Source organism: Gordonia sp. p3-SID1431, assembly GCF_025143765.1.
Classification (GTDB): domain Bacteria; phylum Actinomycetota; class Actinomycetes; order Mycobacteriales; family Mycobacteriaceae; genus Gordonia; species Gordonia hongkongensis.
Map to the genome: position 1 here is coordinate 31,940 of NZ_JAMBDT010000017.1, position 22,074 is coordinate 54,013.

The 22,074-nt window shown below is 68.5% G+C and carries 19 protein-coding genes; 9 read left to right on the forward strand and 10 right to left on the reverse strand.

The window, feature by feature from the left end:
- Positions 1-116: 116 nt before the first annotated feature.
- The 4 genes from M4D77_RS06690 to M4D77_RS06705 all read right to left on the reverse strand — a co-directional run bounded on the left by M4D77_RS06690 (position 117) and on the right by M4D77_RS06705 (position 4,753).
- On the reverse strand, positions 117-902 hold the full coding sequence (locus M4D77_RS06690) for a hypothetical protein (RefSeq protein WP_058251419.1): 786 nt from the start codon (positions 900-902) through the stop codon (positions 117-119).
- A gap of 288 nt (positions 903-1,190) precedes the next feature.
- The gene (locus tag M4D77_RS06695) at positions 1,191-2,057 is read right to left on the reverse strand and encodes a 3-hydroxybutyryl-CoA dehydrogenase (protein WP_259935829.1); all 867 of its coding nucleotides are present in this window, start codon (positions 2,055-2,057) and stop codon (positions 1,191-1,193) included.
- Between the two features lie 162 nt (positions 2,058-2,219).
- Positions 2,220-3,515, reverse strand: coding sequence for an isocitrate lyase (gene aceA, locus M4D77_RS06700; RefSeq protein WP_068971642.1), 1,296 nt, complete (start codon positions 3,513-3,515; stop codon positions 2,220-2,222).
- Between the two features lie 467 nt (positions 3,516-3,982).
- Positions 3,983-4,753: a hypothetical protein gene (locus tag M4D77_RS06705; protein ID WP_259935830.1), complete on the reverse strand. Its 771-nt coding sequence runs from the start codon at positions 4,751-4,753 to the stop codon at positions 3,983-3,985.
- A gap of 60 nt (positions 4,754-4,813) precedes the next feature.
- Here M4D77_RS06705 and ramB point away from each other — a divergent pair, with 60 nt between their 5' ends.
- Positions 4,814-6,256, forward strand: a complete 1,443-nt coding sequence (gene ramB, locus M4D77_RS06710) for an acetate metabolism transcriptional regulator RamB (RefSeq protein WP_259935831.1) — start codon at positions 4,814-4,816, stop codon at positions 6,254-6,256.
- Positions 6,257-6,363: 107 nt separating this feature from the next.
- Here ramB and M4D77_RS06715 read toward each other — a convergent pair whose 3' ends face one another.
- Entirely contained in the window at positions 6,364-7,776 is a 1,413-nt protein-coding gene (locus M4D77_RS06715) for a lipase family protein (protein ID WP_259935832.1), read from the reverse strand.
- A gap of 297 nt (positions 7,777-8,073) precedes the next feature.
- Here M4D77_RS06715 and M4D77_RS06720 point away from each other — a divergent pair, with 297 nt between their 5' ends.
- Positions 8,074-9,480, forward strand: coding sequence for a lipase family protein (locus M4D77_RS06720; RefSeq protein ID WP_259935833.1), 1,407 nt, complete (start codon positions 8,074-8,076; stop codon positions 9,478-9,480).
- A 20-nt stretch (positions 9,481-9,500) separates the two neighbouring features.
- On the opposite strand, the gene M4D77_RS06725 is transcribed toward M4D77_RS06720, so the two are convergent.
- Complete coding sequence (locus tag M4D77_RS06725) at positions 9,501-9,965, reverse strand: MaoC family dehydratase (RefSeq protein ID WP_058251282.1); 465 nt, start codon at positions 9,963-9,965, stop codon at positions 9,501-9,503.
- A 25-nt stretch (positions 9,966-9,990) separates the two neighbouring features.
- Here M4D77_RS06725 and M4D77_RS06730 point away from each other — a divergent pair, with 25 nt between their 5' ends.
- Together M4D77_RS06730 and M4D77_RS06735 are read left to right on the forward strand one after the other, a co-directional pair.
- A complete protein-coding gene (locus M4D77_RS06730) occupies positions 9,991-10,527 on the forward strand; it encodes a carboxymuconolactone decarboxylase family protein (RefSeq protein ID WP_205334317.1) in 537 nt (178 codons plus the stop codon).
- A 16-nt stretch (positions 10,528-10,543) separates the two neighbouring features.
- On the forward strand, positions 10,544-11,188 hold the full coding sequence (locus tag M4D77_RS06735; protein ID WP_159370038.1) for a methyltransferase domain-containing protein: 645 nt from the start codon (positions 10,544-10,546) through the stop codon (positions 11,186-11,188).
- Between the two features lie 13 nt (positions 11,189-11,201).
- Here M4D77_RS06735 and M4D77_RS06740 read toward each other — a convergent pair whose 3' ends face one another.
- Entirely contained in the window at positions 11,202-12,086 is an 885-nt protein-coding gene (locus M4D77_RS06740) for a DNA-3-methyladenine glycosylase (RefSeq protein WP_259935834.1), read from the reverse strand.
- 4 nt (positions 12,087-12,090) lie between these two features.
- Positions 12,091-13,476: a dihydrolipoyl dehydrogenase gene (gene lpdA, locus M4D77_RS06745; RefSeq protein WP_065630145.1), complete on the reverse strand. Its 1,386-nt coding sequence runs from the start codon at positions 13,474-13,476 to the stop codon at positions 12,091-12,093.
- A 118-nt stretch (positions 13,477-13,594) separates the two neighbouring features.
- Between lpdA and M4D77_RS06750 the strand changes: the two genes are divergently transcribed.
- The 3 genes from M4D77_RS06750 to M4D77_RS06760 are packed head-to-tail and all read left to right on the forward strand — an operon-like array spanning position 13,595 to position 15,981.
- Entirely contained in the window at positions 13,595-14,200 is a 606-nt protein-coding gene (locus M4D77_RS06750) for a TetR/AcrR family transcriptional regulator (protein WP_137810863.1), read from the forward strand.
- A gap of 22 nt (positions 14,201-14,222) precedes the next feature.
- Complete coding sequence (locus M4D77_RS06755) at positions 14,223-15,482, forward strand: NADH:flavin oxidoreductase (RefSeq protein WP_247451236.1); 1,260 nt, start codon at positions 14,223-14,225, stop codon at positions 15,480-15,482.
- 10 nt (positions 15,483-15,492) lie between these two features.
- The gene (locus M4D77_RS06760) at positions 15,493-15,981 is read left to right on the forward strand and encodes a DinB family protein (protein WP_058251289.1); all 489 of its coding nucleotides are present in this window, start codon (positions 15,493-15,495) and stop codon (positions 15,979-15,981) included.
- A 3-nt stretch (positions 15,982-15,984) separates the two neighbouring features.
- Here M4D77_RS06760 and M4D77_RS06765 read toward each other — a convergent pair whose 3' ends face one another.
- Positions 15,985-17,562, reverse strand: a complete 1,578-nt coding sequence (locus M4D77_RS06765) for a serine hydrolase (RefSeq protein ID WP_226514350.1) — start codon at positions 17,560-17,562, stop codon at positions 15,985-15,987.
- Between the two features lie 212 nt (positions 17,563-17,774).
- Between M4D77_RS06765 and M4D77_RS06770 the strand changes: the two genes are divergently transcribed.
- The gene (locus M4D77_RS06770) at positions 17,775-19,829 is read left to right on the forward strand and encodes a prolyl oligopeptidase family protein (RefSeq protein WP_205334319.1); all 2,055 of its coding nucleotides are present in this window, start codon (positions 17,775-17,777) and stop codon (positions 19,827-19,829) included.
- Here the strand turns inward: M4D77_RS06770 and grpE are convergent.
- On the reverse strand, positions 19,790-20,299 hold the full coding sequence (gene grpE, locus M4D77_RS06775; protein WP_165630630.1) for a nucleotide exchange factor GrpE: 510 nt from the start codon (positions 20,297-20,299) through the stop codon (positions 19,790-19,792). The genes M4D77_RS06770 and grpE overlap by 40 nt on opposite strands.
- Before the next feature lie 76 nt (positions 20,300-20,375).
- Between grpE and M4D77_RS06780 the strand changes: the two genes are divergently transcribed.
- Positions 20,376-22,052 (forward strand): Hsp70 family protein, encoded by a 1,677-nt coding sequence (locus tag M4D77_RS06780; RefSeq protein ID WP_205334320.1) that lies wholly within the window; start codon positions 20,376-20,378, stop codon positions 22,050-22,052.
- Positions 22,053-22,074 lie beyond the last annotated feature (22 nt).

The window sequence follows — 22,074 nt, forward strand, 5'->3', positions numbered from 1 at the left end:
GCGGGACGGAAACACCACCGCGAGACAGGGACCTCGTCCCGAGACAAAGGCGCCCCCCACACACGACAACGCCCCCGCCGGAAGCGGGGGCGTTGCCGGATGCGACTGTGTGCGACTTACTTCGCGGTGGTCGGCTTCTTGACCGGGGCCTTCTTGGCCGGCGCCTTCTTGGCGGCGGTCTTCTTCACGGCCGGCACCGGGGTGTCCTTGGCCTCGGCGACCTTCTTGGCCGGCGAAGCCTTGGCGGCACGGCCCTTGGCCTCGACAGTGCCTGCGGCGCCGTCGATCTCCTTGGCCGCGTCGTCGGCCTGCTCCTTGACGCTGCTGCCGGCCTCTTCGATCGCGACGGCGACGTCCTCGACCTGCTCGCTCGCACGGCCGGCGAGCTTCGCCGCACGATCACCGACGAGGCGGGTCTGGGTCGACACGACGCCGAGGGCGTCCTCGGTCAGGTCGACGGCGTCGTTGTAGACCTTCTCGGCGCGCGACAGGTTCTCCTGGACGAGCGGCTTGGTGCGCAGGCGCTCGAGGGTGGCCTCGCCGCGCTCGGCGAGCGAGGTGTAGAAGCCGTAGGCCTTCTCGACGTAGGGGTCGGCGAGGCGCTTGAGCTCCTCGGCGGTCAGCTTGCCGCGCAGCTCGTCGAGGTCGCTCGGGACCTCCTCGGACAGCGAGCCGATGCGGGTCTTGGCCTCGTCGAAACGCGTCTGGGCGGTCTCGGGCAGATCCGTGATCAGGGTCTTGGTCTCGGCGTAGCGGGCCTCGAGACGCGACTGGGCGGTCTCGGCAGCAGCCTCGGTGCGCTCACGCAGTTCGGTCAGCTTCTCGGTCACCTGGGCGAAGGCGTAGTCGCCGGCGCCGACGGCGGCATAGAGGGGGGCGTAGTTACGTTCGGTGGTGGTCACAGTGGACTCCTTCGGTCGGGTCACCAATCGCGCTGCAGCACATGCGGTCTCGCTGATCTCGGCGACTTCGCCGGGCGCATGTCGGAACAATCCGTCGCCTGCCGCCTCGAAACGGTCGGTGTTGCAAGCCAATTCGATTCGGCTCACACCGCGCGAGATAAGGGAACCGCGGCGCCATCGGTATTGGTGTTTCCGATAACCAGTATCCACGCTGTGCTAGCAAATGCAAGCATCTTGCTAACACTCGTGACGCACGTCACCCCAGAGGGCCCGCCGGACCGGCGTCGATCAGGCGTACCGGTAGAAGCCGTGGTCGGCCTTCTTGCCCAGTCGCCCCGCCTCGACCATGCGCAAGAGCAGCGGAGGCGGTGCGTAGAGCGGCTCCTTGAACTCCTCGTACATCCGGTCGGCGATGGCCTTGATCGTGTCGAGTCCGACCAGATCGGCCAGCTTGAGGGGACCCATCGGGTGCGCACACCCGAGGACCATGGCCTTGTCGATGTCGTCGACGGTCGCGACACCGCTCTCCACCATCCGGATGGATGAGAGCAGATACGGGATCAGCAAAGCGTTCACGACGAATCCGGATCGATCGGCCGACCGGACCACCTGCTTGCCCAACACGTCGTGGGCGAAGGCCTCGGCGCGCTCGACGATCTCCGGAGCGGTCGTCAGGGTGGTGACGAGTTCGACCAGCGGGAGAACCGGTACGGGGTTGAAGAAGTGCATGCCGATGACGCGGGCGGTGTTCTGGGTTGCCATGCCCAGCTTCATGATCGGGATGGACGATGTGTTCGACGCCAGGATCGCCCCGGGGTCGGTCACGACCTTGTCCAGTTGGGCGAAGATCTCGGTCTTGACCACCTCGTCCTCGACGACGGCCTCGCACACGAGGTGGCGATCGGCGAAGTCGCCCAGGTCAGTGGTGAAGCGGAGTCGCATCGACGCCTGGTCGCGTTCGCGTTCGGTCAGTTTGCCGCTCGACACACCGCGATCGAGTGACCGGAGAATCCGGGCGCGACCGGCGACGACGAGTTCTCGGCTGTGCTCGTAGACGAGCACGTCGGCGTGGGCCCGCGCGCACACCTCGGCGATCCCCGCGCCCATCTGTCCTGCCCCCACCACGCCGACGCGGGAGATCTTCTGGTTTGTCATGTCGGCTCCTCGGGTGGAAGCGTCCTCGGCAAGAACCGATTTCGCAAGAACATGGGTGACCCTCCGGGCACGCGCCGAGCCCGGGATACGCCAACAGGCGGCCCGCAGCGAAAGCCGCGGACCGCCTGCCTGGTTCGCCTAGATCACGACGGTGGCGAGTTCCTAGTGGAACTGGCCTTCCTCGGTCGAGCCCTTGAGAGCAGCGGTCGAGGTGTTGGGGTCGACGGTGGTGGCGATGTTGTCGAAGTAGCCGGCGCCGACCTCACGCTGGTGCTTGACGGCGGTGAAGCCGCGCTCCTCGGCAGCCTTGAACTCGCGGTTCTGCAGGTCGACGAACGCCGACATCTGCTCGCGGGCGTAGCCGTAGGCCAGGTCGAACATGCCGTAGTTCAGCGAGTGGAAGCCGGCCAGCGTGATGAACTGGAAGGTGAAGCCCATGGCGCCCAGCTCGTTCTGGAACTTCGCGATGGTGCTGTCGTCGAGGTGCTTGCTCCAGTTGAACGACGGGCTGCAGTTGTAGGACAGCAGCTGGTCGGGGTACTCGGCCTTGACGGCCTCGGCGAACTTGCGGGCCAGCTCGAGATCCGGGGTACCGGTCTCCATCCAGATCATGTCGGCGTACGGCGCGTAGGACTTCGCACGCTCGATGCACGGCTCGATGCCGTTCTTCACGTGGTAGTAGCCCTCGGCGGTGCGCTCACCGGTGACGAACTGCTTGTCGCGATCGTCGACGTCGGAGGTGATCAGCGTGGCGGCCTCGGCATCGGTGCGGGCGATCACGACGGTGGGGACACCGGCGACGTCGGCGGCGAGACGAGCCGAGTTCAGGGTGCGGATGTGCTGCTGGGTCGGGATGAGCACCTTGCCACCGAGGTGGCCGCACTTCTTCTCCGACGCGAGCTGATCCTCCCAGTGGGTACCGGCGGCACCCGCGGCGATCATGGCCTTCTGCAGTTCGTAGACGTTGAGGGCGCCGCCGAAGCCGGCCTCACCGTCGGCCACGATCGGCACGACCCAGTTGTCGACCGAGTTGTCACCCTCGACGCGGGCGATCTCGTCGGCACGCAGCAGCGCGTTGTTGATGCGACGCACGACGCTCGGGACCGAGTTGGCCGGGTAGAGCGACTGGTCGGGGTAGGTGTGGCCGGACAGGTTCGCGTCACCGGCGACCTGCCAACCCGAGAGGTACACGGCCTTCAGGCCGGCGCGGACCTGCTGCACGGCCTGGTTACCGGTGAGAGCGCCCAGGGCGTTGATGTAGCTGCCGTCGCCCTTGGTCACGCCGTCCCACAGGATCTCGGCGCCGCGGCGGGCGAGGGTGTGCTCCTCGACGACCGAGCCCTGGAGCTCGGCGACCTGCTCGGCGGTGTAATCGCGCTTGATGCCCTTCCAGCGCGGGTTGGTGTCCCAGTCCTGCTGGATCTCCGCGGCGGTACGGGGCTTTCCGACGTTGCTCATTGGCTGCTTCGCTTTCGTTGTCCTGCTCGTCCCGACCGGGGACCGGATCGGGGCGACGGCCCGGCGCGCCGCCGGAACCTCTCTGCTGACAGACAGCCGATGTCCTCGTCTGGGGTGTGTGATCGCGATCGGCGTCAGTCTCGGCCGAAGTTTGCGAACCCGTTGACTTGGGATCGGTGGTGCCTTCAGCAAGGGTGCCACAACACAAACCCGCAGGTCCAACCCTCGGAGCGTGTAAATATGGGTTATTTTTCGCCACCAGTTTGCAAAGTTTGCAAATATAATTCTGTGAACGCAGGGTCTACTTCCGCCAAAAAGTACGTCCGTACTGGGATTTTCTACTCACGAGTAGTCGAGCCGATCCGTGGTCTCGGAGGCCCTCGGACCCCGACCTCGACGGCCGGATACCCGAAAGTGATGTCCATCACACCAGTGCGGCACCGTCCGCGGACAGCGGACGGTGGCCGTCAGGGTGTGGTGACGCGCTCGACGGCGGTCTCGAAGAGATCCGCGAACACCGACGGTTCGATCGGCTCCACCGGGATGGCCGGCGGATCGCTCGCACGGGTGGTCGCACCCGACACCGTCAGCTGCATCGTCACCGGCCCGGATGCCGGCCGGTCGAGCACGGCGTACCCGGCGAACCCGATCTGCCGCCGGACACCGCCGTCGGGCAGGGTCGTCGTGACGTCGGATCGCGTGAGCAGCATCTGCTCCCCGGGCAGCAACCCGCCGTCGATCTCCGGCTGGGGCAGTTCGGTGTACACCGTGAGCACCCGACTGCCCGCCAGGTTGCCGGTGGTGATCTCCGTCGTGGTCCGAGAACAGCGCCCGGTCGTGGTGAGCCGGTCGGCGTCGATGTCGCGCGATGCGGTGGTGACCAGTTCGACGAGGGTGCCCGTCGCGCCGTCACGGGCGGCCAGCACCGCCGAGTTGTCGGCGGTCAGCTGGTCGTTGAGCGCGGCGTCGGAGGTGGGCCGGCAGTACTCGGGCGTGACGCGCACCCATCGGGAGGCGTCGATGGCGGCCCGGTTCCCGGCGACGAGATCCACCACCGACAGCGGGGCGGAGGTGTACCCCGGCGGCAGCTGGGCTTCGGACAGCACGAGATCGGCGGGACCGCGGGGAGCCGTCGTCTCCCCCGGGTCGCCCGCGCACCCCGCGAGGCCGAGCGCCACTGCCACGACCGACGCGGCCAGCGCTGCCCGCGGGCGGCGTCGGCCGAGGAGGGGTAGCACGCGGTCACCGTACCCTGGGAACGACGCGCGACGCGGCAGCACCTGTCCGGGAGGTGGACGATGAGCAGGACCTATGTGGGCTCGCGGTTGCGCCAATTGCGTTCCGAGCGCGGCCTGTCGCAGGTTGCCCTCGCGCAGACCCTGTCGATCTCGGCGTCATATCTGAATCAGATCGAGCACGATGCCCGTCCGCTGACCGCGTCGGTGCTGTCCAAGATCACCGAGGCCTTCGGTGTCGATGCCGGGTTCTTCGACAGCCAGGACGATGTCCGGCTGGTCGCCGAGCTGCGTGAGGCGCTGCTCGACGACGACCTGGAGGCCTCCCCCGGCGCACTCGACGCGCAGGGGCTCAGCGCGATGGTCGCGTCGCATCCCGAGATGGCCCAGGCGATGGTGAACCTGCACCGCCGCTACCGGGTCGCCACCGATCAGCTCGCGGCGGCGACCGACGAGCGGGGCGACCGCAGCATGCGCGGCACCATCAGCGCGCCGCACGAGGAGGTGCGGGACTATTTCTACCAGCGCCGCAACTACATTCACGAGCTCGATGTCGTTGCCGAGGAGATGACGACCCGGATGCGGATGCACTCCGCCGACATCCGGCGCGAGATCATGAACCGCATCGAGAGCGTCCACGGCATCAGCATCGTGCGCCGCGTCGACCTCGGGGACTACACCCTGCACCGGTTCGACCGCGAGGCCCGGCGTCTGGAGTTCTCCGCGTCGCTCTCGGCAGGTCAGCGGACGTTCAAACTCGCCAGCGAGCTCTGCTATCTCGAGTACCAGGACCTCCTGGACAAACTGGTCGACGAGGCGAACTTCAGCGGCGAGGACGCCCGGGCGCTGGGACTCCTCGGTCTGGCGAACTACTTCGCCGCCGCAGTCGTCCTTCCCTACAGCCAATTCCACGGCGCCGCAGAGGATTTCCGGTACGACATCGAACGCCTCTCGGCCTTCTACACCGTCTCGTACGAGACGATCTGCCACCGCCTCTCGACGCTGCAGCGGCCCAACCTGCGGGGCATCCCCTGGTCGTTCGTGCGCGTGGACCGAGCCGGGAACATGTCGAAACGTCAGTCCGCCACCGGTTTCCACTTCTCGTCCAGTGGCGGCACCTGTCCGCTGTGGAACGTCTACGAGACATTCGCCTACCCCGGCAAGATCATCACCCAGATCGCCGAGATGCCCGACGGCCGGAACTACTTCTGGGTTGCGCGCACCGTCGAACGCCGCGCCACCCGCTACGGACAGCCCGGCAAGACCTTCGCGATCGGCATGGGATGCGAACTGCGCCACGCCGCGCGGGTGATCTACTCCGACGGTCTGGAGATCGGACCGCAGGCGCATGTCACACCGATCGGTGCCGGTTGCCGGGTGTGCGAGCGGACCAACTGCGCCCAGCGCGCGTTCCCCGCGGTCGGAGCGTCACTTCGCATCGACGAACACACCAGCAGCGTCTCGCCGTACATGAGCCTCACCGAAACGCGCCCCGCCGCGCCCTGATCCACCCCCCTCTGCTCCCTGAGGTGCGAGGAGCGATAGCCGCCGGGCCGAGCAAGCGACGAAGGAGCGCGTCGAGGTCGACGAGCCGCGAAGGGCCGCAGCACAACTCATCGACACTCGTCCCGAGCGGGCACTCCGCGCAGACGTTCGTCGAGCCAGGTCGCGGTGTCCGGGAACCCGACCGCAGCCGCCGTGACGTGCTCGGCCTCGTACTCCCGGTACGTCACCGTCGCACCGAGATCGCACTGCTGGGCGGCGAGCGCCCGTGCCTGGGTTGCGGGAACCCACCACTCGTAGCGCCCGTGGTAGATCAGCAATGGCATCGACGCCTTCAGATCCGACATGGACGTGACCTCGAAGAGCTCCTCGGCGATCGCGGAGTGGAACGGATCGGGGTCGGTCGACAGGAGCTGCGTCGGCAGGTGAGCGATCCCGAGGTTGCCCATGTCATCGGTGCAGATGTTGCGGATCTCCGACGTCGCAAGCCATCTCGCCAGATGGTTCGACATCCGGAGGACCTCGGGCCGTTCCCGGGCGACGCCGAGCATCGCGGCGTGGAAGACCCCGGACGCGAGGTTCGCGTTCATGGCGCCGGCGAGTGTCCGGTAGTCGGCGGGCACCCCGCCGATGGCCGCCCCCACGAACCGCCCGGCGATGTCGGGCGCATACTTCGCGGCCAGCTTGGCCGCGCCGTGGGTGGCGATCGCCCCGCCGGAGTAGCCGACCATGGCGACCGGTCCGCGGGCGAAGTTCGCCGGGTCGAGAGCGCCGGCCGCGCGCAACGAGTCGAGGATCACGTGGCCCGCGACATACGGCTCGGCGTAGGCCATCCGGGGCCCGGTGTGGTCGGGCACGAGCACCGCATAACCCCGGTCCAACGCGAGCTGGGTGAACGGCGGGATGAGATCGGTCTCGTTCGTGTTGTTGGTGAAACCGTGCGCGTAGGTGAAGCCCGTCGTGCACTTGGTGCCCAGCGCGACGATCGGCGAGTTGTTGACCAGGACGGGGCGGTCTCCCTGCCCGGTCCAGGCCTTGGCCGGCACCAGCAGGGTGGCCGTGCCGAACATCGGGGCGCCGTTGGCGTCGGTCGTCCGGAACTTGACCTGCCGCGCCGATCGCAGCGGGACGAAGACCAGGGGCTGCGCCACCCGGGTCACCGACCGCGTGGTCAGGACCTCACCGGGTGTCCGCGCGGCCAGACCGGCCGGCCAGTGGTCGAAGAACCGGTCGCCACTGGGCGACGGCATGATCGCCTCGCGCAGTTCTTGCAGTTCACGGGAGGCGCCGGGAATCCGGGACCGTTCCGGGATGCGCGACAGCTTCGCGACCGGCGGCGCCGGGATCAGGCCGTCGACGTCCGCCGGCAACTGTGGCGGGACCGCGGTGAGATTGGGCGGCTCGGCGTCGGCGGGACCACTCGTCCCGGTCGGGCCCGCGAGGAGCGCCACGGCGGCACACGTCGCCGTCACCGCGACCGCTGCGCGTCGGACCGATCGTCGAAGAACACCCCTGGTCGGCATCGCCAACCTCCCGTCTCACCTCGGCCATCGTCGAGTCGCCCGCCCCCCGGCAGCACCTCTGACGACTCGAACCGCGATGACCTCCGCCAATGCTAGTCGGTGACGACGGCCTGCGCGGGAGCGACCATCCATGGCGGCACCCATGTAGTCCGGTCGGGTGACACGCGAAACCGCCTATCGCGCCGCACATCACGGTTGCGTCTCGGTGCGGCGACCATCGATGCGCAACGGAGGTCCGCGCCGGGTCTACTGTCCTAAGGTCACCGACGAAGCGCTCTTCGACGCGGAGGCACCGCCATGACGAGAACCCGGCACGCGCTTCGATGCCGGGCGGTGTGGACGGCCACCGTGCTGGTGGTCGCCGTGCTGCTGGTGGCCGCCGTCGGCTCGCTGTCCGCCGGGCCATCGGCCGCGGACCCGCCGAACATGATGCCGCTGCCGCCGCCCGTCGCAGGCGCGATCGACCGCGCGGTGCCACCGCCGCCCATTCCTCGGCTTCGCACGATCCCGCCTCGTGCGCGGGCCGACGGATTCGACCACCGCGCACTCGAATTGCGCGAATCTATCCTGCCGTCCCCGACAGGTGACCCGATGTTCGACCGGTGGCCGGCCGACCTGGATTCACGCGCCCCGGGAGACGTGATCGCCACCCGCGACGTCACCGCCGCCGCCGGGCCGGTGGTGACGGTACCGCTCCGATCGGCGACGCTGATCAAGTTCCGCAGCACCGATGCCGTCGGGGCGCCGATCTTCGGCACCGCGACCCTGCTGGTCCCGCGTCGAACGGCCAGGGCACCGACGCCGATGCTCGTGAACAACCTGCCGATCGACTCACTCGGTGCCGCCTGCACACCCGGATACACACTCGCGCACGGGTTTTCCATCGCGACGGGCGTCACCGACCTGATCCCGCCGACGACCCAGCTGGCGCTGCACGAGGGCTATGCGGTGCTCGTGCCCGACCACCAGGGACCCCGGATGGCCTACGCGGAGCCGGTACTCGCCGGGCACGTGATCCTCGACGCCGTCCGCGCGGCCCTCCACGTGCGCCCGGAATTGTTGCGCCGCAGTCGGATCGCCATGACCGGGTACTCGGGCGGTGCCATCGCCACCCACGGTGCGGCGAAACTACTGGGCGAGTACGCAAGCGAGCTCACCGACCGCATCGTCGGCGCGGCTCTCGGCGGTGTCCCGGCTGACTTCCGCATGCTGGTCGGGAGCATGAACGCGAACCTCGCGACCGGCCTGTTCCACGCGGCCACCGTCGGCATCGCGCGCGAGCGCCCGGAGATCCTGGCCCTCGCGAACCGGCCCGCGCGTTGGCTCGCGTCGTCGCCGTTGAAGAACGTGTGCGTGATCCCCGAGGCGGTGGCCGGTGGCACCTTCCTGCCGATGCAGTTGCTCTCGAGTGATCCCGACCCGTTCCGGTCGCCGACCGCCGAGCGGATCTATCGGCTGACCGCGATGGCCGACCGCGCCTCGGTGATCCCGCTGCTGATCTACCACGGGACCCACGAGTGGTGGATACCCGCGGCCGGCGCCCGCGCCCTCTACCGCGAACAGTGCGCCCTCGGTGCGGTCATGGCCTACCGCGAGGTCTTCGGTGAACACGTCAGCGCGGCGCTGCTCGGCTTCCCCGTCGCCCTCGACTGGCTCGACCGCCGGCTACGCGGCGAACCGGCCGTCGACGAGTGCCGCCGCTGAGCGTCGAGGAGCCGCCCTGGTCAGAAGACGAGGACGCGAAGGTTCTCGGCGACGCACGCGGGCTTCGCCTCGCCCTCGATCTCGACGGTGTTGGTGACGACCATGTTCACGCCCTTGGGGGTCTCCTCGATCGAGGTGATCACCGCGTTCGAGCGGATGCGGGCGCCGACTTTCACCGGGTTCGGGAAGCGCAGCTTGTTCATGCCGTAGTTCAGGACCAGCTTGGGGCCTTCGACGGTGAAGATCTTCCCCGCGATCATCGGCAGCAGCGACACCGTCAGGTACCCGTGGGCGATGGTCGTCCCGAACGGGCCGGACTTCGCACGCTCGGGGTCGACGTGAATCCACTGGTGATCGCCGGTTGCATCGGCGAAGGCGTCGACTCGTTCCTGGGTGATCTCGAGCCACTCGCCCGAGCCGAGGTCCTCGCCGATCGCGGCCTTCAGTTCGTCGACACTGGTGAACGTCCGTGTGGTGTGCGTCATAGTCCGCGTAGTCTACCGTGGGCCCATGGGCACACCTCGCGTTGCACCGGGTGGTTTCCGGGAGCTCGGGCCGGTCAATTTCGTCTTCGCGCGGGGGGCTGCGCGCGTCATGGGTGTCGACGACGCGCACATCTTCTCGACCCTGGGTCGCGCGAAGGGGTTGTTCCGCGGTTGGCTCCACTTCAGCAGTCGCCTCATGCCGTTCGGTGTGTTGTCGCGCAAGGACTCCGAGATGGTGATCATCCGGGTGGCCCACCTGCGGCATTGCGGCTACGAACTCGACCATCACCGGCGCCTCGGACGACGCGCCGGGATCACCGCCGACGAGTTCGACCGGATCCTGGCGGGTCCCGACGCCGGGTGGGGTGATCGTGAACGGGCGATCCTGCGCGCGGTCGACGAACTCGTCGAGACCAAGGACGTCTCCGACATCGCCTGGCAGGCGTTGTCCCGGCACCTCGACGACCGGAAACTCATCGGGTTCACCCTGCTCGTCGGTCAATACGACAGCCTCGCGACCACCATCCACACGCTGCGCGTCCAGCGCGACGCCCGCTCCTGACTGCGACAGCCCTGACATGGAGTCGATCGCGCAGCGCCTGATGCGCAACGAGTACTTCGCCGAGATCTACGAGCATCTCTGGCGGCCGACCTTCACCCGGCTCTTCAGCCTCGGCGGCCGTTCCACCGCCGACTTCGACCGTGCACTACGCGCCTACCTCGCCCGCCCGGGTGACCGGTTGGTCCTCGATGTCGCCTGCGGCCCCGGCAATTACATACGCGAGATCGCCGACGGACTCACCGGCGACGGTCGCTGCATCGGGATCGACTTCTCCGCGCCCATGCTGGCGCGGGCCGCGCAGACCAACGCGGTGGGGCGGGCCGCGTTCCTGCGGGGTGATGCCCACGCATTGCCGTTCGCCGACAACACTTTCGACGTGGTGACCTGCCTGGCGGCCCTCTATCTGATCCCCGACCCGCTTCCGGTCGTCGACGAGCTGGTGCGGGTGACCGCACCGGGCGGCGAGATCGTGGTCTTCACCTCGGTGACGACGCCGCTCACCTCGTTCCCGGGCGTCCGGCCGCTCGCCGGGGCGAGCGGGTACCGGATCTTCGACGACCACGAGATCGTCGAACGCCTCCGACGCGCGGGCCTGGACGACGTCGAGCAGACGATCACCGGTCAGGGGCAGTTCGTGCTGGCGCGCAAGACGGCGTCGTAGGCGGCCCGAGGCGTCAGAAGTCCCGGTAGTCGCGGACCGTCATCCGCGGGCCGCGTCGTTCGGGCCGGACGCCCCGTCGCGCGACCAGCCTGATGATTCGTTGACGTTGCCCCGCATAGGGTTCGAGTAGTTCGAGCATGCCCGCGTCGTCGACGGCCTCGCCGATCAACGTGAGTCCCACCAGTTTCGGGATGTGGTAATCGCCGACGTTGACCACGTCGGGGTCGCCGAGCGACCGCGACAGCGTCTCGGCCTCGGTCCACTGTCCGACGCCCCGCAACACCGTCAGTTTTCGCGCGTGACGTTCGACGTCGATGGTGGTGGCGCCGCGAATGGTCCGCATGCGGACCGGTTCGATGCCGCTGCGGTGCCACTCCCAGCTCGGGATGCGCACCCAGTCCTGCCGGGCGGGCGGCACACGCATGGTCTCCGGGACCGGTCCGGGCGCGGGAGAGCCGAAGCGGCGCAACAGATATCGCCAGGCACGGAACGCCTCCGCGCCGACGACCTTCTGTTCCAGGATCGCCGGGACGAGCGCCTCCCAGACCCGGTCGGTGCGGGAGAGTCGCAGGCCCTCGGCGCGGCGCACCAGTTCTCGCACAACGGGATCGCGGGGGACGAGGGCGTCGGGATCGTCTCGCGCACCGAGGAAATCCGGCATCTGGTCGAGCAACCAGTCCGCGCCGGGACCCCATGCGCGACCGACGACGACGCCGGACCGCACGGCGACCGTCAGGGTGCCCGGCCCGTCGGGGGTGTGCACCGCCCGCCAGACCGAACCGTCCCTGGCGTAGACGAACGCCGGGTCGCCCGCACCGCGCCGGTGCAGGCCGACCGTGGCCCGCAGGTCGAGCGGCCACGGGAGCGTCCACTCCCGGACCCGCTCGTCTGCACTCACACGTCTACAGGTTGATCATGTGCCCGAGAGCGCCGTGGAACGTCTCCTGCAGTGCTTCCGACATGGTCGGGTGCGTGTGCACGTTCCGCGCCAGCTCCTTGGCCGTGAGGTCCCACTTGTGGGCCAGCGTCATCTCCGGGAGCATCTCGGAGACGTTGTCGCCCACCAGGTGTCCGCCGAGCAGTTCGTCGGTGTCGGCATTGGTGACGAGCTTGGCGAAGCCCGCGGTCTCGCCGAGCCCCTGGGCCTTGCCGTTGGCCGAGAACGGGAACGTGGTCGCCTTGACGTTGTAGCCCTCGTCCTTGGCCTGCGCCTCGGTGAGACCGAACGATGCGACCTGCGGCTGACAAAAGGTGGCACGCGGCATGAACCGGTAGTCACCGAGGGTCATGGTCTCGACGCCGGCGATGGTCTCGGCGGCCACCACGCCCTGGGCCTCGGCGACGTGCGCGAGCTGCAGTTTGGCGGTGACGTCGCCGATCGCGTAGATGCCGTCGACGTTGGTGCGCATGTAGTCGTCGATCGCGATGGCGCCGCGATCGGTGAGTTCGACACCGGTCTTGTCGAGGCCGAAGCCCTCGACGCGCGGGGCGAATCCGACGGACATGAGGACCTTGTCGACGGTGAGCTCACCCTCTTTGTCCTTGGCGTCGGTGTAGGCGACGGTGACGCTGTCGCCGTTGTCGGTGACCTTCTGGACCCGGGTGGAGGTCAGCAGCTTGATGCCGAGCTTCTTGTACTCCTTGGCGAGGGCCTTCGAGGAGTCGGCGTCCTCGTTGGGGAGCACGCGGTCGAGGAACTCGACGATCGTGACGTCGACGCCGTAGTTGGCCATGACGTAACCGAACTCCATGCCGATGGCGCCCGCACCGACGATGACGATGGACTCGGGCAGCTCACGGGTCAGGATCTGCTCTTCGTAGGTGACCACGTTCTCCGACAGTTCGACGCCGGGGAGCAGCTTGACGGTCGACCCGGTGTCGATGATGACGTTGTCGAACGTGATCTCCCGGTCGCCCACCTTGATGGTCTTGGCGTCGGTGAACACCCCGTATCCGTCGATCTCGGTGATCTTGTTCTTCTTCATCAGGTAGTGGACGCCCTTGACGATGCCGTCCGAGACCTTGCGGCTGCGGTCGAATGCCGCGCCGAAGTCGAAGGACACGTCCCCACTCATGCCGAAGGTCTTGGCCTGATGGTTGAAGATGTGTGCGAGCTCCGCATTGCGCAGCAGGGCCTTGGACGGGATACATCCGACGTTCAGACACACACCGCCCCAGTACTTCTCCTCGATGACGGCGGTTTTCATGCCCAGTTGAGCCGACCGGATCGCGGCTACGTACCCACCTGGACCTGCACCCAATACAACTGTTTGAAAGTGTTCAGCCACGACTGCCAGCCTACGTCGCGCCCGACCGTCGCCGCAGAGTGTCCCACTACTCGCCGGTAGCAACCTGCGTATTCAATCATTGATTGAAACATCGACTGAACTGTGCTTTCCTCGACGTGTGACCCAGACCACGCGCGCCGGACGCGGTCGTGAGCGCCGCGATTCGACGTCGCTGCCCACCCGCGACGCCCTGCTGGCCGTCGCCGAACGTCTCTTCCTCGCCGACGGATACGACAAGGTGTCCGTCCGGGCGATCTGCGCGGCCGCCGAGGCGAACCCGGCGGCGGTGCACTATCACTTCGGCACCAAGGACGACCTCACGATCGCGCTGCTGGAGTCTCGCCTGGGTCCGCTGTGGGCCGACCCGCTCGCCTCCCTCGACCCGGCCGGTACACCGATCGCGCATGTCGTCGACGTCGTGGTGGCCCCCTTCGTCGACCTGCAGTCCGACCCGACCGGACACCTGCACCTACGGCTGCTCGCACGATTCGTGTTCGCCCATCCCACCGCGAACTGGACATCGCGCTGGTTCGATCTCGATCCGTTCGCCGACATGCTCGCCGAGGCCGTCCCCGGCCTGACCGCGAGCGAGGCGCGCCGACGCTGGGCACTCGCCTTCCAGCTGATCCTCCTGCGGTTCGGCGGCACGGAGACCTTGAGCGCCGCCGCGGTGACGGCCCTGGCCGGCTTCGTCACCGCCGGATTGACCGCACCCGCCATGTGAGACACGAGTGAGAGGACCCGTTGTGGACAGCCCCACCACCGGACCGTTCAGCCCCGCCCGGCTGGGACCGCTACACCTGCGGAACCGGCTGATCAAATGCGCCACCTTCGAAGGGATGACGCCCGACGCCCTGGTGACCGACGAACTCATCGAGTTCCATCGCGAGGTCGCCGCCGGCGGGGTGGCCATGAGTACCGTCGCCTACTGCGCGATCTCGCCCGAGGGCCGCACCGACCGCCACCAGATCTGGATGCGCCCCGAGGCGGTTCCCGGGTTGCGGAGACTCACCGACGCCATCCACGCCGAGGGTGCGCTCGCGGCGGCCCAACTCGGACACGCGGGCGCGGTCGCGAACTCGGCGTCGAACCGGGCCGCCTCCCTGGGACCGTCACGGATACCCGCGCCGATGGGGATGTCGGTGACCCGTGCGATCGGTGTCGACGACATCGCCGACCTGCGGACCACGTTCCGCCGGGCTGCACGGCTCGCGGTGGACTCCGGCTTCGACGGACTCGAGATCCACTGCGGCCACAACTATCTCATCTCCAGCTTTCTGTCCCCGCTGTTGAACCGGCGTCGTGACGCCTACGGCGGGAGCCTCGTCAACCGCGCCCGCCTCGCCCGTGAGGTGGTCGAGAGCGTGCGCGACGAGGTCGGGGACGAGGCTGCGATCTGGGTGAAGCTCAACCTCTTCGACGGCGTCGGCCGGGTCGACCACGAGCGCTCGCCCGCGGCGCGGGCCCGGGGCCGGGCGAGGCTGAGTGGCTTCAACGTCGACGAGGCATGCGAGGTGGCACAGCTACTGGAATCCGACGGCCACCTCGACGCCATCGAACCCACCGCGGGGAGTTCACTGCTCAACCCGATGTACCTCTTCCACGGCGAGGCACCTCGCAAAGAGTTCGCCGATGCGTTCTCCGGCGCGATGAAGTACGGGCTCAAGGCGTTCGCACCGTTCTTCCTCAAGCACTACCGCTACCACGACGCCTACCTGCTGCCTCTCGCCCGAGAACTCCGCAAGGCCGTCGACCTGCCGCTCATCCTCCTCGGCGGCGTCACCGACCGGGCGTCGATGGACCTCGCGCTCGCCGAGGGCTTCGATTTCATGGCGATGGGGCGCGCGCTCCTACGTGAACCCGACCTACCTCTGCGCCTCGCCGCCGACCCGTCGACGACGTCGAAATGCGTCCACTGCAATCTCTGCATGCCGACGATCTACTCCCACACCCGATGCCCGGTCCGGACCGGCGAGGTCCCCGACCCGGTGGCCGCACAGCAGTAGGGTGGGGGCCATGCCTCCCCGCCGTCGCAAGGACACCCCGCCACCGGCGACCGGCGGTTCGGAGAAGGAGGTGCTGGTCGGTTTCCTCGACTATCTGCGCGCCTCCGCGGTGGCCAAACTCGACGGCGTCTCCGAGGTCGACGCCCGTGCGGCCGCGGTGCCGTCGGGCACCAGCCTGCTGGGGGTGGTCCGCCACCTGACGTTCGTCGAACGGTTCTTCTTCCTGGGCGAGGACGCGGACGACTGGCAGGCGACGTTCACCTGCCCCGACGACGAGACCGTGGCATCGGTGCAGGCGGCGTACCGCCGCGCGGTGTCCGAGGCCGGCGAGGTCATCGACGCCTACACCGATCTCGCCGAGGCGGCGCCCAGGGCGAGCGGACGTCGCTCCTCCCCGTCGATGCGGTGGGCGTTGACCCACATGATCGAGGAGACCGCCCGTCACGCCGGCCATCTCGACATCATCCGCGAGGGCGTCGACGGCCGGACGGGCCGCTGACCGTCAGCGCCGGATGAACTCGCCGTTGCTCTCCTCGTCGTCGTAGTACTCGATCGTCATACGCGGGCCGTCGAACGTGACCTGCGAGATCGAGCCCGGTTCGGCGTTCTCGTTGAGCAGATCGAACGTGAACGTGTTGCCGTCCCAGTGAGTGAGTTCGTGCTTGCGGACGCCGCCCGGCCCCATCTCCAGGACGAGCTTCCCGTCGCGTTCGACGAGCTCCGCCGGTCCGTACACCGCGTTGGCGTAGGTACCCACATACGACGGCAGTGGTTGCGACGGTGCGGGATTCGACGGCGGTTCCTTGCCGACGAGTTCGCCGCTCGGCACGCTCAGGGGCGCATACGCCTTGGCGTAGAGGTCGCGCCAGTCGTTGCGGATCTCGCCGAACTGCACGAGATCCATGAACTCGGCGGCGATCGAGTCCACCGCACCGAGGGGCGCGGCGTTGGACAGGACGACGATTGCGGTGTCGGCCGACGGCAGGATCGAGAACACCGTGCCGGCGCCCGACGCGAACGCGCCGGCATGGTTGAACTGCGTCCGCGCGTCCTCGGTCACCCCGACGTTGAAGCCGTAGCCGTACGATCCGGCGCGGTTGTCGGGCGTCTGGGGCGGGCTCGACACGATCTGCGGTGAGAGGGCCGGGAGCAGCGCGTCGGGGGCCACGACCTCCTGGCCGTTGTGCTTGCCCTGCGCCAGCACCATCTTCAGCCACGTCGCCATGTCGTTGACGTTCGAGCTCACACCGCCGGCGGGTGACTGCGCATCGGGATCGCGCGGGATCGGGGTCTTGACCCACTTGTCGTCTTCCTTGATGTGCCCCACCGCGCGGTCGGCCCGGCGCTCGAAGTCGACGTAGCGGGAGCTGGTGCTGGTCATGCCCAGCGGACCGTAGATGAGGTCCTGCGACAGCGTCGCCCAGTCCGTCCCGGCCTTCACCGCCACCGCCTCGCCACCGGTCGTCACCCCGAAGTTGGTGTAGGCGTAGCTGATCCGGAACGGGTCGAGCGGCATGAAGCGCATGCGCTGCATGATCTCCTGCTGCGAGTACCCCATGTCCTCCAGTTTGTCGCCCGCGTGGTCCGGCAGACCGGATCGGTGCGAATACATGTCGCCGACGGTCACGGTGCGCGTGACGTACGGTTCGGCGAGCGCGAACCACGGCAGCGATTCCACGATCGGCATCTCCCACGTCACCGTCTTGTCGGTGACGGCGGCCGCGACCACCGTCGATCCCACCGACTTCGACACCGACGCCAGCTGGAAGACGGTGTTCGGGTCGACGGCCTCACCGGTCGTGATGTCCTTGACGCCGAACCCCTTGGCGTACTTGGTCTCCCCACCGGACACGACCGCCACGGCCACACCCGGGATCTTGGTCGACTCCATCATCGAGTTGACCAGGTCGTCGAGTTGCCCGACCGCCTTGTCGACCGCATCGGCCGGCAGCGGTTCGGCGGCGACGGCATTCGGGTTCTCCAGAGACTCCGATGCAGACGGCGGCGCCCCGGTGCCCGACGACCCGCTGTCGCAAGCCGCGACGAGCGCGACCACGGCGACGACGGAACAGGTGGCCATCGAGAGGCGGGCCCATCTCGACGTCCGCGGGGGTTCATGGCCGGGACAGCGGGCGGGAACGGAATGGGCAGTGGCCATGGGGGTCTCCTCGACGTCGCTGCGTCACGATACCCCGCGCGGACAACCTGTAGTGGGCGTTTTGCCGGGGCCGACACCGTGAGCGCTCCTGCGCGGAGCACGGTCGCGACGGCCGCCCGCGTAGTTTGGACGCCATGACCGAGCACGGCTACGACGCCCCCACGTCCGACACCGACCCGTACCTGTGGCTGGAGGACGTCACCGGCGACGACGCGCTGTCCTGGGTGCGCGCGCACAACGAGCCCACGGTGGCGGCGTTGACGTCGTCGGAACGCTTCCGCGAGTTGGAGGCCGCAACGCTTGCCGCCCTGGACACCGACGACCGCATCCCCTACGCGCGTCGCCGCGGGGAGTACCTGTACAACTTCTGGCGCGACGCGACCAACCCGCGTGGCCTCTGGCGTCGCACGACGTACGACTCCTACGTGACCGACACCCCCGACTGGGATGTCCTCATCGACGTCGACGAACTCGCACGCGCCGAGGACGAGAACTGGGTGTGGGCCGGCGCCTCCGTACTGCGCCCCGAGTACGAGCGCGCGCTGATCTCCCTCTCGCGCGGCGGCGCCGACGCCTCCGTGGTCCGTGAGTTCGACATCCCGTCGCGCACCTGGGTCGCCGACGGCTTCGAGCTGGCGGAGAACAAATCCGACGTCGGGTGGATCGATCGTGACACCGTATATGTCGGAACGGATTTCGGCGTGCAACCGGACGGGCTGAGCTCGCTGACCGATTCCGGTTACCCCCGCATCGTCAAGCGCTGGACGCGCGGCACCCCGCTGTCGGAGGCCGTGACGGTCTTCGCGGGCGAGACCGGGGACGTGTCAGTGCGGGCGAGCTACGACAGCACACCGGGATTCGAACGCCACTTCGTCGGTCGCGCCACCGACTTCTTCAACTCACTCGACTACGAACTGCGCGACGGCCGCCCCGAGTTGCTCGACGTGCCCACCGACGCGCACGCCGGGGTCCGGATGAACTGGCTGCTGGTGCTCACGCGATCGGAGTGGGAGATCGACGGCACCGCGCACGCACCGGGCACACTGCTGGCCTTCGACTACGAGGCCTACCGGGCGGGCGACCGCGACGCGGCCGTGCTCTTCGCGCCCGATGCGCACACGAGCCTCGTCGACTACGCCTACACGCGTTCGCATCTCATCATCGTGAAGCTGCACGACGTGCACACCCGGGTCGAGGTACTCGAACTCGGCACCTGGCAGGCCGTGGACATGCCGGGTCTGCCCGACCTCGCCACGGTCTCGGTCCTCGACACCGATCCCGACGAGAGCGACGAGGTGTTCTGGTCGGCGACGTCGTTCACCGATCCGCCGAGTCTGCTCCACGGCCAGAGCGGCCGGGCTCCGGAGGTCATCAAACACAGCCCCGCGTTCTTCGACTCCGACGCGGTGACCGCCGAGCAGCACTTCGCGACGTCCGACGACGGCACGCAGGTGCCGTACTTCGTGGTGCGTCGGCGCGACGTGTCCCAGGGACCGACGCTGCTCTACGGCTACGGCGGATTCGAGAATGCCCTCACCCCGAGCTATCTCGCGATCGCCGGGCAGAGCTGGATCGAGCGCGGCGGGATCTACGTCATCGCCAACATCCGGGGCGGCGGCGAATACGGCCCGTCGTGGCACACCCAGGCGCAGAAAGCGGGACGGCACAAGGTGTACGAGGATTTCGCCGCCGTCGCGCGTGCCCTCGTCGACACCGGACTCACCACTGCGTCACAGCTGGGCGCCCAGGGCGGTTCCAACGGCGGGTTGCTCATGGGAGTGATGCTGACGCGCTATCCCGAGCTGTTCGGCGCTCTGGTCTGCCAGGTCCCGCTCATCGACATGAAGCGCTACCACCTCCTGCTGGCCGGGGCGTCGTGGATGGCCGAGTACGGCGACCCCGACGACCCCGAACAGTGGGAGTTCATGAAGCCGTTCTCGCCCTATCAGAACGTCGACGCGGACGCGACATACCCGCCCATCCTGGTCACGACGTCGACCCGCGACGATCGCGTCCACCCCGGTCACGCGCGCAAACTCGTTGCCCGCCTGGAGGAAACCGGTCACGACGTGCAGTACTACGAGAACATCGAGGGCGGCCACGGCGGCGCGGCGGACAACAAGCAGGCCGCGTTCAAATCGGCCCTGGCCTACGAGTTCCTCTGGCGGACACTGTCTCCCGAGGACTGACCGCTCCGGAAGACCACCACTGCCGCCGGCCGGACCGAGCGCTCGCCGACGACCAGCCCGGGACGGAGCAGCTCGGCGACGGTGCGGTCCGCGGAGGTGTCGTCGGTCGGATGGACGTCGACCGCCTCCATGGTGCGGGCATCGAAGTCGGTCCCGGCCGGCGGTGCGACGACCGCTCCCCCGCGGCCGACGATGAGGCGTTCCAGTCCGGCGCGCAGCAGCTCGAACGCCGGCCGGTCGGCCTCCGACGCCGAGACCGCGCACGTCGCCGCGTCGGTGTGGAGCGCGAAGAGGTCGACCAGCAGGGCGGAGTCCACCCCGGCCGCCGCGGACGGGGTCTTCGCGGCGTCGACGAGCCGCTCGATCGTCCTGGTCTGCCGCGCAACCATGAGGGCGAGGTCGGACACCTGCTCGCCCAGCTCCGCGAGCCCGTCGGTTCGCCCGGGCGCAGAGCCCTCCGGAGACGTCATTCCGCCAGCGTAATCAACTCCACAGGCCGATCGTCCGGGACCGGCGAGACCGTCTGCGCTGCTAGCATCCCCGATCGTGGGCGTAATCGGGATCGACCTCGGAACCACCAACTCGGCGATGGCGAAGATCGACGCCGACGGCCGCCCGGAGGTGATCGTCGGACTGACCGGCGCACCGACCACCCCGTCGACGGTGTTGCTGACGTCGCCGACGGATCACGTCGTCGGCGAAGGGGCCCGCCGGCAGGCCAGGCTCGACCCGGAGAACGTCTGCAGCCTGGTGAAGCGGCGGATGGGCGATGCCCAGTGGCGTTTCGTCGCGCACGGCCAGACGTGGTCGGCGCCGGCGATCTCGGCACTCATCCTCAAGTCGCTGATCTCCGACGCCGCGTTCGCCGGCGAGCAGGTCGAGCGGGCCGTGATCACGGTGCCCGCCTACTTCGGCGACGAGGAGCGGCGCGCGACGATCCAGGCCGGCACCTATGCCGGCCTCGAGGTCGCGGGGGTCCTGTCCGAGCCGATCGCCGCCGCTCTGTCCTACGGCTTCAGCCGCCTGACCGACCCGCTGGCCAAGGGCACACCCGACGAGACGGTCCTGGTCTACGACCTCGGCGGCGGGACCTTCGATGCGACGGTCATCGAACTCGCCGACCGCCGGATCACCGTGCTCGCCGTCGACGGCGATCACCAGCTCGGCGGTGCCGACTGGGATGAGCGGTTGGCGCTGCACCTCTCGCGCACGTTCTGCGCCGAACACCCCGACGCCGAGGACCCGCTCGACGACTCGGCCGGCTCGCAGTCGCTCATCCTCGCCGCTGAGCGCGCCAAACACGAACTGACCGAGTCGGATTCGACCTCGGTCATCGTCGCCCACGACGGCGCCCGGTCGGTCATCACGCTCACCCGGGCCGAACTCGAGGAACTCACCCGTCCGCTGCTGGCCCGGACCGTCGAACTCACCCGGTCATGCCTGGCCGCCGCCGAACGCCGAGGCGTGTCAGCCGTCGACCGTGTCCTGCTGGTCGGCGGTTCGTCGCGGATGCCGATGGTCGCGCGGGAACTCGCCGCCGCACTGGGCACGACACCGGAACTGAACGACCCCGACCTCGCCGTCGCCCGCGGGGCAGCGATCTACGGCGAGAAGCTGGAGATCGAACGACTCGTCCGCGCCGACCTCACCACCCGCGGACGCCTGCGCGAGGACCGCGGTCTCGACGGCGTCGCACCGGCCGACCTCGACGAGTCCTGCACCCGGGTCGCCCACGCGTTCGCGCTGCCCGTCAGCAGTGTCCGCCGCACGCTCGAGGTCGTCGTGGACACAGTGGTCTCCCGCGGTTTCGGGGTGCTGGCGGTCAACGGCCACAACGGCGAACTGGAGGCCAGCTGGCTGGTCCAGCGGAATTCGACTCTCCCGATCCGGGTGCGACGGTCGTTCGGGACCATGCGACGCGACCAGTCCCGCATCGAGCTGGTCGTGCTGGAACAGCAGGGGCAGTCGGCTTCCCCGAGACCGGAGGACGCCAAAGTCCTCATCGAAGGAGCGATCACCGACATCCCGCCCGGATACGACGAGGGCAGCGAGGTGTCGGTGACCTTCGAGATGGCCTTCGACGGCGTCCTGCACGTCACCGCGTTCCACGTCGATGCGCAGATCCCGCTCACGTTATCGGCCAAAACCGGTGCCTCGCTGTCGAAATCGGAGGTCGAGCGGGAACTCGACCAGGTCCACCGCTCCCGGCGCCGCGACCACTGACGGCGTCCGCCGGAGGGGAGAG